Source organism: Collinsella tanakaei YIT 12063 (assembly GCF_000225705.1).
In the GTDB taxonomy this organism is placed as follows: Bacteria; Actinomycetota; Coriobacteriia; order Coriobacteriales; family Coriobacteriaceae; genus Collinsella; species Collinsella tanakaei.
In genome coordinates, this window is the sequence record NZ_JH126468.1 from 1 (window position 1) to 15264 (window position 15264).

The following is a 15264-nucleotide window of genomic DNA, read 5'->3' on the forward strand; positions in this document are numbered from 1 at the left end:
CACCTCGACGACGTTGCGGCAGGCGAGGAGCCTGGCGAGCCACTCGGCGTCGCGCCGGTCGTTCTTGCGCCCGCGGTCGGCGGCCGGCCGGTGCATCTTGGAGACGGCGCCTACGGCGCAGTCGACGCCGAGCGCCCTCAGGGCGCGGCAGAGGTGGAAGCCGGTCGGGCCGCTCTCGTACACCGCCTTGGGCGACTCGAACCCCAGTGCCCACTCGGCGACCGACGCGGGGTCGTATCCGAACCTTGCGCGGGACACCTCGCCGGTCATGGGGTCGAAGGCGCATGCGGAGATGCTCCTCGCGTGGACGTCGAGACCGATGGCTGTGACATAATTGGACATGGCGGGCCCCTCTCCGTCGCATGTGGCGCGCGGCCACGGTTGGCGCTACGACCATTGTCGCCCGACCCACGATAGAGCTGCAAGGGGAGGGGCTCCCAATGTTCAACTCATATCGTCTCGTCCATCCCTATCTGCAGACTTTTGCAGATAGACTGATATGCAAAAGTCTGCACTCAAGAAAGTCTGCTTATGGACGATGTCACCAATCCTTACGCCCACCTCATCGATGGGCCCATGGATATTGTTATCCCCCGCCAGGTCGGCATATACGTGCGCGAGGCCCGCAAGCGCCAAGGCCTTACGCAGCGGCAGCTCTCATGGCTTTGCGGAGTTTCCGAGCGTTCCATCATCGCACTCGAAGTAGAGACAGCGCCCGGCATCCGCCTCGACAAGCTGCTCTCGATACTCGAATCGCTGGGCATATCCCTCTCCGTGCAGGCGGATCCGCAGTTTAAAGCTGTCGCACCCGACGGCCCACCGCAAAAGGAGCCACGGCCCACAACCTATGACGAGCTGTTTAGGCACATCACCGGCAACACCACCGATCCGCTGCCCTACGCTAGCGCTGAGACTCCCCAAGAGCCCGAGGACTGGCAGCGAGGAGGTTTCTAATGGCATCCATCTACTCGCAAGCGACAATCAACGGCCAGGTAGCGGGCACGCTCTGGCAAGATCAACAGGGAATCGCGCATTTCGTGTACGATCCCTCTTACCATGGGGCCCCGCTTTCCATTGCGCTGCCCCTCAAAAACCAGTCCTTCCACAACACCGAACTGCTTCCCTACCTCTTTGGCTTGCTGCCGGATAGCGAGCGGCAACGCAGCGCCATCGCACGAGAGTTCGGCATCCGTCCTAACAACGCCATCGCTATGCTTGAGCATATTGGACTCGATTGCCCTGGCGGCGTACAGTTCTTTCCACTGTCTCAAAACAGGGACCAGAGTATCGCCGGCCCTCGTCCCGCCACATATAAACCGCTATCAAACCACCAGATCGCCCTGCGCCTTAAATCCGTGCGAGACGATGATGACGCTACATGGCTGGGAAAGAATGAGAGCTGGTCGCTCGGCGGCAATCAGGGCAAATTCGCCTTGGCATAGCGTTGACTACCCGCGTCGACGATCGATTCGCATGGTCAGCAGCGTAAGCGCGCATGCCACCAGCGAGAAGACGGCGCCCACCACGCCCGCACTCGCCATACCGGGCCCCGCCACCACCGCGGACCCCACCGCCGTTCCAAAGCTGATGCCAATGTTGAACGCCGTGGGCTCGACGGAGCTCGCAAGCATCATGGCCTTGGGGTGGCGCTGCCGCGCGACGCGCATGAACATGGAGATACACGGTACCGAGAGCACATACACGCCGCCTACGCCAAAGATGAAGATGGCCATGCCCACCAGCAGCTGGGGCTCGCCCAAAAGGCCGATCTGGTCTCGAACGGTCGCCGGCTCATCCGTCTCTCCCGTACGCGGCAGCATGGCCACAAGCGCGGAGCACACCGCGATAGAGACCGCCAGGCGGTGCACACCGGCGCCCCCTAGCTGCCATAGCCAACGCGAACGACTTGAGTGCCCGCCATTCGCATCGCATTTTTTCCACGCGGTGCTGGTACCATAGGCAAAGCAAAAAACAGCACCTACCTGCGAGGAGCATTATGACACCAACCATCGCGATCATCGGCGCCCTGGAGAAAGAGGTTCGCCAGATCTATACCTCCATCGAGCACGGCACCGTATGCGAGGAAGCCGGCCTTAAGATCATCGGCGGCGAGTACCACGGCTTCAACATCGTGAGCACCACCGCCGGCATGGGCACGGTCAACGCCGCGGCCGCCGCACAGCACCTCATCTCCAAGTACAACGCCAACGCCATCATCTTCAGCGGCATCGCCGGGGGCCTCAACCCCGCGTTGCACATCGATGACGTAGTGATCGGCGAGCGCCTGCGCTACATCGATACCGACACCGCGTTGATTGCCGAATCCAAGCCCGGTCTAGAGGAATTCGAATCCACCGACTTCCTGGTAGACCTTGCAGAGGAGACCCTGATCTCGCACGGCTTTATGGATGCCAACCTTTCGGATGAGGAGATCGCACAGGGCACCCAGGCGCGATCCGTCGCCGACGCCTCCTTCTTCCGCCGCAACAACACCGATGCGGAGCCCCGCCGCTACCTGCGCGGAACCATCGCCACCGGCGATCGCTTCATCTCCGGCAAGGAACTTCGAGACCAGGTAGTCGCCGTAACCCAGGCAGATTGCGCCGAAATGGAGGGTGCCGCCATCGCGCACGTCGCCGCCAAAAACGGCATCGACTGCCTGGTGCTGCGCGCCATCTCCGATAACTGCGACGAATCCTACGACGCCCTGTGCGAGCGCGAATTCGACCTTGAGGACTACGCCCGCTCCGCCAGCGCCCTCACCCTGGCCATCGTCCGCCGCCTGGCCGCCAAGCTGGGTCTCGAGAGCCGCTAAGGCTCCCAAACCCAGGCCTCGCCCCTACCCTCAGGAGAACCCATGGCAAACATCAACTACAACCTCGCCCACTTTGTCGCCAGCTACGGCAAGGCGTCGCAGATTCCACCCTCTACCTGCCCGGAAGTCAGCTTTGTGGGTCGCTCCAACGTGGGCAAGTCCTCCATCATGAACAAGCTGTTTGGCCGCAAGGGCCTGGTCAAGGTATCAAGCACCCCCGGCAAGACCGCCAACATCAACTTTTTCGAAGCGGACGGCATCCACTTTGTAGACCTGCCCGGCTACGGCTTCGCCCAGCGTTCCAAGGCGGAGCGCGACCGCTGGGCCGTTCTTATCGGCGATTTTCTTGAGAGCGAGCGCAGCTTCAACCTGGTGGTCTCTCTGGTCGACATTCGCCACGATCCCAGCAAGCTCGACTTCGAGATGGTCGATTACCTGCGCGAGAACGAGTTCAACTTTGTGGTGGCACTCACCAAGGCGGACAAGCTCAGCCGCGCCCAGCAGGCCCGCCAGCTGGCAAGCATCCGCAAGCAGCTGGAACTGCCCGCCGAGCAGATCTTTGTCACCTCTTCGCAGACCGGCGCGGGCATCGACGAGCTGAAGCGCCGTATCGCGGAGCATTGTTTGGACGAGTAAACCCGCCGCAGCCTCCCGCGGTCAGCCGCCGCCCCTACTGCTCGGCGCAGCCAGCCTCGGCTTGTCGCTGCCTACGCGAGCTCAACCTTATATGCGTACGTTCGCGCGCCATCGATATCCGGACGAGGGCTGATAAGCCAGGAAAGGCCCTCGCGCTGCAGGTCCTCATCCGACACCACGTAGTAGAACTGATAGCGCTTCTGCGGAATGATCCACAAATCGCGCCAGAAATCACCAACGGGATCTCCCGGCTGCATGGCACCCGGCCCATCGTAACCGCTCACCCACAAGGGATTGTCAGCACCCGTGAAAATGCTGAAGGCGCCCTCGCCCGCGTAGCCCACCTGGTCAAACTCCGTGCGCGGGTACGTATTGGCGTCGATTCCCTCAAACGTAAGCGCCGGATCGTCGTTTGCGCTATAGACGCCCAACATGCAACCTGCCGTGTTGAAGTTGACCTTCTCATCCAGCGGATTGCGAATGGAAACGTCCACCACCAGATAGGTGAACCCTTCCGGCAACGTGGTGTCCTCCGCTACATCGCAGGGCATCTGCGAGCTCTTTACCGTGCCCGCGCCCATCCCCATCAGATCGAAATAGTAGACGTCGCCGCGCGTCATACCATCTGGCAGCCTATCTGCCAAGCTAAACGCCGGCTCGCTGTACTCCAACGCCCGTAGCAAGGTGTCCTCCGCCGTGGGCTCGCCCTCCGCCAAGCGGCAGGCGTTCTCGACCATAATGACCTCGCTTGCCGGGGCGGGCGGCTCGATGGTGATGGTAACGTCGGAGAGGTCGGAAGGATCGTCGTCGCCGTTGCCCGCCAAGCCCTTGCCGGAACTTCCGCCCGCGGTGCCGCGCGAGCAACCCGCCAGCGACGCAAGCGCCAGCGAACCCGCCGCGCACAGCAAACCGCGCCGCGAAATCTCGGCCGTCCACAAAGCCGAAGGGCTCTTTGCCCCCATCATTTCCTTCATCTCAATCTCCTTATGCTACAGGTAGAGTTCGTTATAGATATCGATCGCCTTGGAGGCGCAGGCGGGGCCGGAAGCAAAGTGAGCCCCGGCGCTCGGCGCGGCGTGCGCGGGCGATGCCGCGGTTGAAGCCGACGCGGACGACAAAGGCGACGCTGTCGAAGCCGGCGCGGCGGGCGCTGACGGGCCGAACAGCACCAGCCCCTTGTCCTTTACAAAGAGAATCTTGTCGCTGAGCTGGTCCACGTTATCAAGGATGTGGGACGACATGATGATGCCCGTCCCCCGCTGGGCCAGCGAACGCATGATGGCGGAATTGAGCTGCACGTTAGTGGGATCCAGCGCGTTCATGGGCTCGTCTAGCAGCAGGTAGCGCGCCCCCGTCATATAGGCGATGGCCAGCGTGAGCTGCTGGCGCATGCCCTGAGAGCACGCGCGGACCCGCTTGCTGAGAAAGCCGTCGACCCTGCAGGCGCGGGCGACGTCGTCGATGGAGCTCTGGGAGCGCCACAGCTTGCGCGTCATGGCCAGGTGGTCGCCCACGGTCATGCCCGGGTAAAGTAAGGTGCCCTCGCCCGGGGCGTAGAACACGCGCGCACGGCGGCGGGCAACCTGGTTGGCAGGAAGATCGTCCACCGCGATTGCGCCCGTGACGCGAGCTGCCTTGATGTTGGCCATGGCCTTGAGCAGCGTGGTCTTGCCGTAGCCGTTGGGCGCCACCAGGCCCATGATGCAACCTGGTTCAAGGTCGAAAGACACGTTCTGCAGCAGCACGCGTCCACCGTAGGACAGGGTGAGATTTGTAACAGAAAGCATGAGCGCTCCCGTGATTGAGGTCCAATATCGTCTTGGCCATCGCCTTGCAGCCAGCGCTGCCGCCAAGTTGGACGAATATCAGATTCTAATCACGCAAGAGGAATCGCGCACGCGCAGGGACCGGGCGCGTTGCGCACGGACAACCATGTACGCCGCGGCGACCATGACCGGCAAGGAGGCCGCCAGCACGATGCAGGCCGCAAAGGCGGAGACGCCGCAGCCGGAGATAAGGCCGTAACCTGCGGTGCCGACCACGCGCGCCACATCCAGATACGTAAGCGGTAGCCACCCCAGGGCCACCGAGGCGATGCTATCCGCAGGCGCCAACGCAGACGCGTTGGCGGCGAGCGCTGCCAATGCCAACGTAGCCGCAGCAGCGACGCACACGCTACGGAAACTCCTGGTCGCCCGCTCTATGCAGGCCAGGAACACCACCACAAACGCGCTGGCTAGCGCCTGCACGCCGGCGCCGGACATAAGGGCGCTCGCTACGGTGGTAGCCACCACGCCGCCGCTCTGGATGAACACCACGGGATAGCCCATCTCGCCCACGCCGTTGCGCATGGTGGCGTACGCGGTCCCCGGAATAACAACCAGCGCCAGCACAGCAAGCGCGATGGCGGACGCCACCACGCAGCCCGCCCCCAGCTCGACCGTAAAGGAAACGGGCGCCTGCTGGATAAGCGATCCGCGGCAGCGATGTCGCGCAATCAACAGCGCCGTCACGCATGCGGGCGCCAGCCAAAACGCGAAGGGCGCTGCGCCAAACACAAACGACAGGTAGAAGGATCCCGGCATGCGGGTGCTCATGTTGTAAAGCTCAAGCTGGTCAGACGCCGCCAATCCTTCAAGCAGGGCGATCTTCGCTTCCACGCGCAAGGGGTCGCCCACGGGGTCGTTTTGGGCAAGGGCCGGCAGGTCCGCCGCCTCAAGCCGCAGGCGCTCATACTCCGCCAAACTCGCGTACCCCTTGGCTGAGGTCTCGCTATACACGTAGCCACTCAATGCATCCGCCTGGCGCTGCAGCATATGGTACTCGTCCGAATCATGCGCATATGCGCCGGACTCAAGCTGCGCGTAGAGCTGGCGAAGCTGCATGTTCTTGTAGGACTCGACCGAGAAGTCGCGCACGTTCGTATCGACCGAGAACACCGCGGGGACCACTAACGCCGCCGCCATGATAAGGGCGAGCGCGTAGAGCGCCGGACCGCTGAGCAGCATGCGCGCCAACGCGGCAGTGTAGGATGCGAAGACGGAAAGGGACGAGAATGTTGGGAGCGCAGGGCGGGAAGAGGACGATGGGGAATGAGATGACCCCGCCGCCATGCCGGCGCTCGCAGCACCTTTGTCCATCGCCGTATCACGCGAACCCGTGCGGTGAGAAGCGGCGCGGCGCAGGCGCGAGGACCAACTCACCAGCGCGCCCGCCGGAGCCAGCAGCGCGAGCAAAGCGGAAAGCGCGAACGTCGCGGCGCCAAGCGACACGCAACCGCGAACAAAGGAGACGCCCAGCAGGGGCCGCGCGCCGGGCATCATAGCCGAATCGATGGAGCCCGCGGCGTATTCCACCCACAGATACGTGGAGGGCAGCCAGGGCGCGACTTCGCGATAGGACGAGAACTCGCCGTAGTAGCCCGGTGCCAAAGGCAGCGCCATCATGCACAACGATGCGACCACCGCCGGCGCCACGGAATCGAACACCGACGCGCTGAGGTGCGCCAGCAGCGAGAACATCGATGCGATCAACACGTAGAGCACGGCGGACTTAAGCAGCGCCTCCCCCACCGTGGAGACCACCAGCGAAGCACCGGACCCCACCACCACGGGATAGGACGCATCGCCCACACCCGCGCGAACCGCCTGCAAGATCAACGTCGGTGCGCAGATAAGGGCCAAGACGGCAAGGGCCAGCAAGGCAGAGGAAGCCGCTCCGTAGAGCATGCGGCGGCGCGCGCCCAACGGAGCCTGCGTCATAAGGCGCTGCTTGGTTTGGGTCGAGGCGCCAAGCACGCATACCGCCAGCGGCGGCACCGTCCAAAAGAGCAGCTCGACCTGGCTGTTATACCTATAGATGCCGTCACCTTGCGATGAGTAGACAATAGGCATGGCGCCGCTGGGAAACATGAAGAGGCCCTTGCCACCCATGGCGGCGTACAGGAGCGCCGGCGCATCACTAGACACCGCATAGGCCTGCGTGGCGCCGGAGTCTGCCAGAGCCTGGTAAAACGCCGCGCGATCGAGGTTGTAAACGGAACCCGCGTAGCCTTGCACCTTGGCGCTCATCTGGTAATACTCCGCCGCGGCGGCGAAGTAGCCGTTCGCATCGCCCGCGTCCCAGCGGTCGAGCAGCTTATCCGCCGCCCGCGCCATCTTGATATCGTTCGCACGGTGCCACGATCCCACCGCGTCGTCTTCTGGATATCCGTTTAGGTCGAGCGACTGGCTGGAGCGGTACATGCGAATGGACTCGACCTCAGTCGATGCGATTGAGTCTTGCCAGCCGCCCATGGTTGTTTGTTTAAGCGCGGGCAACAGGTAGAGCACTTGCAGGACGATGATGAGCACAAGCAGCAGGCGCGACGATGCGACGCGCTTGGCGATGGTGCTGAAAATGCGTCCGAACATACTGCCTGCGCCTCCCCTCGCGTTCGCGCGCACGCGGGCGTCCGCGCCCAATGATGATGTCAACATATCACACTAGCACGCTAAAGCGACTTGGGAGGACGAGTGGTCAGCATGGTCGCGCGTGCGGTCGTTCGTCACTTTGCACCCGGCTGCATCTCAACAAATAAAGACGGGTTCGTCGCAGCAAGATAGCGCCACAGCGAACCCGTCAATACGGCTGATTTGTTTGAGGAACCTTTACCGCTACTCGGCCAGCTTCTCGACCTCGGTCTCATGCTTGTGGGCCTCGCGGCCGTAGGCGATCCAATAACCGACGCCAACGATGAGGATACCGCCCGCGATGTTACCCAGCGTGGCGGCAGACAGGTTGTAGAGCATGGAGCCCGCGGTGAGCGACTCCACGCCCGCGACCGCCGTCCCAAAGCCGGCAGCCTTGGCGGCGAGACCCATGGGTAGGAAGAACATATTGGCGACGCAGTGCTCAAAGCCCATCACCACAAAGGCCGAAACGGGCAGAATGATGCCGAGAACCTTGTCCGCCGTGGTACGCGCGCCAAAACCGATCCACACGGCAAGGCAAACCAGCAGGTTGCATAGCACGCCCTTGAAGAACAGCGTGTGCCATGCGGGTGTGACCTTGCCAACGGCCAGGGATACCATCGCATCGCCCACGGCACCGCCGTTCATGCCCTGCAAGTTCGACATAAAGATGAGCGCCGCCAGCATAAGGGCGCCCACAAAGTTGCCCAGCCAGACAATGGACCAGTTGCGAGCCAGCCCTCGTCCGGAAATCTTGCCGGACGCCTTGCCCAACACCATGAGGGCGTTGCCCGTAAAAAGCTCCGCGCCGCACAGAAGCACCAGCTCAAGGCCAAGACAGAAGCATAGACCGCCCAGCGCGCGCTGCGCCGCGAAACCCATCTGCGCGTCCCCCATAACCACGGTGAAGAACGCCGCACCCAACGCTACGAACGCGCCCGCGAACATGGCGAGGACAAAGAGCTTGATGAGGGGCATGTTCGCTTTGCTGATGGCGACGTGCTCCGCCTTGGATTCGATCTGCTCCGGCGTAAGGGCGTCCGGGACCAGGTGATGGGCGGGCAAGTCGTGCATCGGCTTGGGCTCGACGGGCATGGGTACCTCCTGTGATTTGAATCAAGCACAAGAAGTATACCGAACCTTGCCGTGGCGGCACAGATTGCAGAGCGCAGCTAACCAGCCAACCGATAGCGCGTTGAAGGTCCTCGCCCCTCTTGGACGATAACGCCGTCTTCTGCCAGACCACGCAAGACCTTGCCCGCCGTGGTCTGACCTACGCCAAGAAGCTCTTCTATCTGCTTACGCGTCACCTCGCCCTCGACTTCGATGAAGCGGACAGTGCGCTCGATATCGCTCAAGTCAAACGAAGCCAATGCGCGCTTGCTGCCGCCCTCTTCGCGCAACGCGTTACGCGGGCTTGGCTCGCCGGCGGCGGTACGACTCCTCAACCAGAGCGAAGACGCCCCCTCGCCAGAAACCTCGAAGGGCTCCCCCGCACCCCGCAATGCCAACCTTGCCGCATCTTTCTCGCTCGACAACGCATTCTTGTATGAACGATTAGGAAGCGCGATAGTGAAGGCGCCTTTAGAGAACGAGATCTGGGGCCTTTTGACATCGTAGCGATATGCAGACCGTATTTTCGCTATGCCCGTACCGTATGCCTCAATCAACTTCAATCTAAAAAACACCCCTGCGAGCTTAGGGTTTCGAAGCCTTGAGACTCCTGCCGCGATGTCTTGCAGCTCAATGCCGTCTGGCAAGCCGCCCAAGTTGACGATTTGCATTTGGTCATCGAACATCTTCACCAACGTTGCATCGCTAAAGGAATACTCGCGATGGACAACCGCGTTGATCAGCGCCTCGCGCACGGCGTCCACCGGATAGTCGCGAATATCGATGCGCTCGAGACCCTCGATTTTAGACGCCAGGTTATTTCGATCATCGATAAATCTAAACGCGTCTTCCAACTGCTGGAATATCGAGCCGGTGAACTCGTCCCTATTTCTGAACGAGAACTGACCTGCCGCCGTACCGTCAAACCACGCCGCCTTGAGATACGGCGGGCATTGGTCGGAAAGCAGTAGCGCGAGATTGGTGAAAACCCCATCATCGCTTAAGAGCCCAAACGATCGCATTTGCGACGTTCCCCACGCAACGTCGTTCGCTTTAAATAGGCTTTGGGCCTTCTCGAACGTGAGGTCTTGGCAAAGCGAACGCAGGTCCTCAAAACGCTCCCCATCCGCTTCGCGCACCATTCTGCGAATCGCGGTATTGGTTGCGGGAATCGACGATGTTCCCTGGCGAACGTAGACGCCATGCGGAGTCAGCCCCTTTGACCGCAGGAAGTAAGGCTTGGACACCCCCGCGGAGACGTCGATGCGAACGCACTGTGCCTCGCCGTTCGAATGCCGCTCCTCGCTGAGGCCGGTGCCGTACACAACGCTGCATCTCATCAATTCCGTGGCATCTGGCTGGATGGCGTCTCGCACCATGCTTTCAACGGCGAGCATCGCAGCGGCAGAATCGCCCACGCCGGAAACGGTGCCATCATCTTCAACACCTACGTATATGACGCCGCCGCGACCGTTCAAGAACGCTATGACTTCCCTTGCAAGACGAGGAGTGACGGAGCGCTTGAACTCGCACCCCTCGCTTTCCACCATCTTCATCCGCACCCCTATCTAACGCGTTAGATACTATATCTATCACTCTACCCGATAGATGCGTTAGATAGTCAGTTTGCGTCAATGATGATGAGATGACGCGGAAAATGAGGCGGACGCGCTGCTCCCTACTCCTGCGGCACCTTGCCAGTAGTGAGAATCTGCTCCAGCTGGGCCTCGTCCAAAACGGGCACGCCCAGGCTCTCCGCCTTGGTAAGCTTGGAGCCCGCCTTGGGACCCGCTACCAGATAGCTGGTCTTTTTAGAAACCGAACCCGTCACCTTAGCGCCCAGCGCCTTAAGGGCCGCTCCGGCCTCGTCGCGCGTGCGAAGCTCCAACGTTCCGGTGAGCACAAAGGTAAGGCCCTCGAGCGGGTGCTCCGCCGCCAAATCCGCGTCCACGCCGGTCTGCTGGGCCACGCGCGCCGCGGCGGCGCCCAAATCCTCCTCAAGCGAAAGGCCTGCGTCGCGCAAGCGCTGCAAGACCTCCAGGTTCTCAGGGACCGCCAAGAACTGCTTGACGCTGGCGGCGATCTTGGGGCCGATGCCCTCGCAGCCGGCGATGTCCTCCTCGCTTGCCTGCACCAGCGCGTCGATGGTAAGGAAGCGCTGTGCCAGCACCTCGCCCACGGACTTGCCCACGTGGCGGATGCCCAGCGCGAACAGCACGCGGCCCAGCGGCTGCTGCTTGGACTGGTTCAGCTGGTCTATGACCTTGGCGGCGATAGTGGGGCCCACAGGGATGGGGTCGCCCGCAGCCACGCCCTTCTTGGCGTTGGAGGTTGCGTAGGTACGGCCCGTGTCCAGCGCGGCGACGGTATCGACATCCAGCTGGTAGAAGTCCGCGACGTCATGCACCAGCCCGGCCTCGACCAGCTTATCGACCAGCTCCTCGCCCACGCCGTCAACGTCCATGCAGCCGCGGCTGACCCAGTGGATCAGGCGCTCTTTGAGCTGTGCGGGGCAATCCAGCGACACACAGCGGTAGGCCACTTCGCCGTCCTCATGCACCACGGGACTTCCGCAGGCGGGGCACTCGGTAGGCATGTCCCACTCGACCGAATCGGGCCAGCGCTTATCCAGCACGGGACCCACTACCTCGGGGATCACGTCGCCCGCTTTATGGACGATGATGGTATCGCCCACACGAACGTCTTTGCGGCGGATCTCGTCGATGTTGTGCAGCGTGGCGCGGGCGATGGTGGAGCCGGCGACGGTCACCGGGTCGAACTCCGCCACGGGGGTGAGCACGCCGGTGCGGCCAACCTGGATGCGGATCTCTCGCAGCACGGTGGTCTTCTCTTCCGGCGGGAACTTGAACGCGATGGCCCAGCGCGGCGCGCGGGCGGTGAAGCCTAGGTCGCCCTGCTGGGTGAAGCTGTCGACCTTGACCACTACGCCGTCAATGTCATAGTCCAGGTCGCTGCGATGCGCCAGGGCGTCCGCGCAGAACTGGTGCACGGCCGCGGGCGTGGTGCAGCGGGCCACGTTGGGGTTGACGGAGAAACCGGCGCTACGCAGCCAGTCGAGAAACTCGTGCTGCGAATCCACGTGCAGCGGCGCGGTGTCCGCGATGGCGTAGATGAAGGTAGCAAGGTCGCGCTTGGCCGTGACCTTGGGGTCCTTCTGACGCAGGCTGCCCGCGGCGGCGTTGCGCGGGTTGGCGAAGGGGTCGCGCCCCTCGGCATCGGCCTCGTCGTTGAGACGCATGAAGCTGCCCTTGGGCATATAGACCTCGCCACGCACCTCGATGGGCGTAGAGCGATCAGCGGCCATGTGCTCCAGCGCGGCCTCGGAGAGATGCATGGGTACGTCCTTGATGGTGCGGACGTTCAGCGAAACATCCTCGCCCGTGGTGCCGTCGCCGCGCGTCGCCGCGCGAACAAAGGCACCGTCTTGATACGTGATAGCCACGCCCAGGCCGTCGATCTTAAGTTCGCAGGTATACGCGACGTTGCCGGCACCCAGCGCAGCCTCCGTGCGGTCGAGCCACTCATCCAGCTCTTCCAGGTTCATGGCATCATCCATGGAATACATGCGCGCCATGTGCGTGACGGGCGTGAACTGCTCAGCATCTACAAAACCGCCCACGCGCTGCGTGTAGGAGGAGGACGTCACCAGATCGGGATATGCGGCCTCGATCTGTTGGAGCTCTACCAGCAGCTTGTCGAACGCCGCGTCCGTGATCTCCGGGGCGTCCAAAGCATAATAACGATACGCGTGGTAGTCGAGCAGGTGGCGAAGCTCCGCCGCGCGCTCCGCCGCCTTAGCGCGGTCGCCTTGCTGCGCGGTCGCGGCCGGGGCTCCAGAAGCCGCCTGCTGCGCCCGAGTTTCATTGTCCATTGCCAAATCACCGAACAAGCTCTGCTGCTCTGACACGCGTGCCTCCTTGGTACCTGTTTTCAACCCTTACAGGGTACCATCACGCGGAAGGAGAGACGCCCGAATCAAAGGGCGCATCCAACGCAAAACCATCCCTTGTAGCACCGCGTCGCGCCCTCACACCATCTTCAGCGCGAACAGTGGAGCGAAGACGAGGAACAAAATGACCACCCAGGTAGCAACCATAATAGCCGTCCAATGGGGCAAAAGGCGCCGCCATAAAAACGTCTGCGGCAACGCGCTGCCGGGCTTATACCCTTCTAGGAACGCCATGGTATCCACTGCGCTTCTGATTTGACGCTCGTTTCTAATAGCGTTTGCCCTGAATGCCAGCACGGACCAAGGAACCATGAGGCAGAATCGGAGCGCCGCCTCAACGTTCGAAATGACATGGGCCGTATCCCAATTGAGGAACTGATATGACAATGAAACAACAACCATTCCCGTAAGACCCGCAAGAATGTATACCAAGCTACTCGCAAGCGATAGCAAGATGGTTCGACGATCGCGTTCCGTTTGGCGCAGATATTCCTCCGACCGCTCGTCCAGCAGCGCGTCAATCGTTATGCCATAGGCGGCAGAAAGGAGCTTCACGCTCTCGATGTCCGGCAAGGTCTTGCCCTTTTCCCAGTTGATAACCGTTTGGCGCGATACGAACACACGCGAAGCTAGCTCGCCTTGGGACATGCCGGCGGCCTCGCGCAAACAACGGATGCGTGCTCCCACCGCGGACTCGATGGGATTCTCCTTGGTGCGCGTCACGTCCTTTGGAAGCTCCGCCGCTGCCGTTGCCGCATGTTGGTCGCTCTTTGTCATCGCAACCCCCTCATCAATCTTCCGACGTGCCGCCTTTGAAAACCAAGCGGTCTTCGGCGTCTTTCGTTGCGCACACTATACCCGCGCGGTGGCGCTCTTTGTACCACGCAATCGCTATCGATCTGTATAAATCCTTTTACACCCCTATTTATCAGGCATTTTTTCGAACAGCGACAACAGCTCCGCCCATAGGCCCCATAGCCGCCGAAAGGACCCGTGCGCAGTTCTTGAGGATAATTGCATCGTTTTTGATTTTTCCTCGAGTAGTCACCCTGTACATGGAGCGTTTTTCAAACAAATACAATATGTTACCGTTTTTGTATACTTAGCATTTTCAAAAATTGATGCGCTTATCCGCAAGAACTGCGCGGCGCATCGACCCGGGAGCAAAACAACGCCCTAAATCATACGCCTTACACTCCAGCTCTTGACAAACCGATAGTCGAAAGACGTCTCGCCGCCCGCCCCGCGCTTCGACGGCGTGCGCGAGCTCGTGCCAAAACCACCTGTAGACTATTGATTGTTGCTTGCGCGTGGAGACCCGCGGGGTCTCGGCGGCAACATATCTCGAGAGGGAGAGGATCAACCATGAAGCAGTTGAACGAGAAGGTCGCGATCGTAACCGGCGCCGGCCAGGGCATCGGCAAGGGCATCGCCCTGTGCCTGGCCAAGCGCGGCGTCAAGATCGTCGCCACAGGCCGCCGCCTGGAGCCCATCGAGGCAACCATTGCGGAAATCAAGGAGCTGGGCGGCGACGGCCTGGCCATGAGCTGCGACTCCGCAGACCGCGAGCGCGTCTTCGAGGTGGTCAAGACTGCCATCGACACCTTCGGCTCCATCGACGTCATCGTCAACAACGGACAGGCGATCGTGCCCTCCCAGCCCGTCGAGGATACCGAGTACGAGAACATGCTCAAGGCATGGCAGTCCGGCGTTATCGGCTCCCTCAACTATATGCAGGCCGCCTTCCCCTACATGAAGGAGCAGCACGAGGGCCGCATCATCAACTTCGCTTCGGCCACCGGCATGTTCGGCATCGCCGGCCAGCTCGCCTACGGCTCCAACAAGGAAGCCCTGCGCGGTTTGACCAAGATTGCCGCCAAGGAGTGGGGCCAGTACGGCATTTGCGTGAACATCGTGCTGCCCGGCGCCGAATCGCCCGCAGCTAAGGCTTGGGCCGAGAAATTCCCAGAGGAATACGCTAAGCAGGTCAACCTTAACCCCATGAAGCGTTTTGGCGATCCCGAGGCAGACATCGCCCCCGTCGTCGCCTTCCTCGCCGGTCCGGACTCCTGCTATTTCTCCGGACAGAGTGTCATCGTCGACGGCGCCAACAGCATCATGCCGTAACGGGCCCGCGGGAGCTCTTCGCGCACCCGTCCGACTCATCGATTCGCATCTCATTCACTCTGAAAGAGGGACCCGCAAGGGGCCCTCTTTTACCTTCTAACGGTTAGGATCAGCTCGCTTAGTTCTTCTAGCGCCTCTCGTCTTTGCATACC

At 61.7% G+C, this 15264-nt stretch carries 14 protein-coding genes; 5 read left to right on the forward strand and 9 right to left on the reverse strand.

The window, feature by feature from the left end; all coding sequences use genetic code 11:
- On the reverse strand, positions 1-342 hold a 342-nt coding region (locus HMPREF9452_RS03325; protein WP_009140204.1), incomplete at its 3' end, for an IS110 family transposase.
- A gap of 189 nt (positions 343-531) precedes the next feature.
- Here HMPREF9452_RS03325 and HMPREF9452_RS03330 point away from each other — a divergent pair.
- Positions 532-954, forward strand: a complete 423-nt coding sequence (locus HMPREF9452_RS03330) for a helix-turn-helix domain-containing protein (RefSeq protein WP_009140694.1) — start codon at positions 532-534, stop codon at positions 952-954.
- Positions 954-1442, forward strand: coding sequence for a HipA N-terminal domain-containing protein (locus HMPREF9452_RS03335; protein ID WP_009140695.1), 489 nt, complete (start codon positions 954-956; stop codon positions 1440-1442). The genes HMPREF9452_RS03330 and HMPREF9452_RS03335 overlap by 1 nt, the downstream gene beginning before the upstream one ends.
- Positions 1443-1448: 6 nt before the next feature.
- Here the strand turns inward: HMPREF9452_RS03335 and HMPREF9452_RS03340 are convergent, their stop codons facing one another.
- Positions 1449-1868: an MFS transporter gene (locus HMPREF9452_RS03340; protein WP_009140696.1), complete on the reverse strand. Its 420-nt coding sequence runs from the start codon at positions 1866-1868 to the stop codon at positions 1449-1451.
- 128 nt (positions 1869-1996) lie between these two features.
- On the opposite strand from HMPREF9452_RS03340, the gene HMPREF9452_RS03345 reads away from it, so the two are divergent.
- Complete coding sequence (locus tag HMPREF9452_RS03345) at positions 1997-2815, forward strand: 5'-methylthioadenosine/S-adenosylhomocysteine nucleosidase (RefSeq protein ID WP_009140697.1); 819 nt, start codon at positions 1997-1999, stop codon at positions 2813-2815.
- Positions 2816-2857: 42 nt separating this feature from the next.
- Entirely contained in the window at positions 2858-3451 is a 594-nt protein-coding gene (yihA, locus tag HMPREF9452_RS03350; RefSeq protein ID WP_009140698.1) for a ribosome biogenesis GTP-binding protein YihA/YsxC, read from the forward strand.
- A gap of 71 nt (positions 3452-3522) precedes the next feature.
- On the opposite strand, the gene HMPREF9452_RS03355 is transcribed toward yihA, so the two are convergent.
- The 7 genes from HMPREF9452_RS03355 to HMPREF9452_RS03385 all read right to left on the reverse strand — a co-directional run bounded on the left by HMPREF9452_RS03355 (position 3523) and on the right by HMPREF9452_RS03385 (position 13762).
- On the reverse strand, positions 3523-4425 hold the full coding sequence (locus HMPREF9452_RS03355) for a hypothetical protein (protein ID WP_009140699.1): 903 nt from the start codon (positions 4423-4425) through the stop codon (positions 3523-3525).
- Between the two features lie 15 nt (positions 4426-4440).
- Complete coding sequence (locus HMPREF9452_RS03360) at positions 4441-5238, reverse strand: ATP-binding cassette domain-containing protein (protein ID WP_009140700.1); 798 nt, start codon at positions 5236-5238, stop codon at positions 4441-4443.
- Positions 5239-5316: 78 nt separating this feature from the next.
- Complete coding sequence (locus tag HMPREF9452_RS03365; protein WP_009140701.1) at positions 5317-7863, reverse strand: hypothetical protein; 2547 nt, start codon at positions 7861-7863, stop codon at positions 5317-5319.
- A 243-nt stretch (positions 7864-8106) separates the two neighbouring features.
- Positions 8107-8997: a formate/nitrite transporter family protein gene (locus HMPREF9452_RS03370; protein WP_009140702.1), complete on the reverse strand. Its 891-nt coding sequence runs from the start codon at positions 8995-8997 to the stop codon at positions 8107-8109.
- A 77-nt stretch (positions 8998-9074) separates the two neighbouring features.
- Positions 9075-10571, reverse strand: a complete 1497-nt coding sequence (locus HMPREF9452_RS03375; RefSeq protein WP_009140703.1) for an ATP-binding protein — start codon at positions 10569-10571, stop codon at positions 9075-9077.
- Between the two features lie 122 nt (positions 10572-10693).
- Positions 10694-12907 carry an NAD-dependent DNA ligase LigA gene (gene ligA, locus HMPREF9452_RS03380; protein WP_050797625.1) on the reverse strand — a complete coding sequence of 738 codons (2214 nt, stop codon included), beginning with the start codon at positions 12905-12907 and terminating at the stop codon, positions 10694-10696.
- A 156-nt stretch (positions 12908-13063) separates the two neighbouring features.
- Positions 13064-13762: a helix-turn-helix transcriptional regulator gene (locus tag HMPREF9452_RS03385; protein WP_009140705.1), complete on the reverse strand. Its 699-nt coding sequence runs from the start codon at positions 13760-13762 to the stop codon at positions 13064-13066.
- Between the two features lie 588 nt (positions 13763-14350).
- Here HMPREF9452_RS03385 and HMPREF9452_RS03390 point away from each other — a divergent pair.
- Positions 14351-15112: an SDR family NAD(P)-dependent oxidoreductase gene (locus tag HMPREF9452_RS03390; RefSeq protein WP_009140706.1), complete on the forward strand. Its 762-nt coding sequence runs from the start codon at positions 14351-14353 to the stop codon at positions 15110-15112.
- Positions 15113-15264 lie beyond the last annotated feature (152 nt).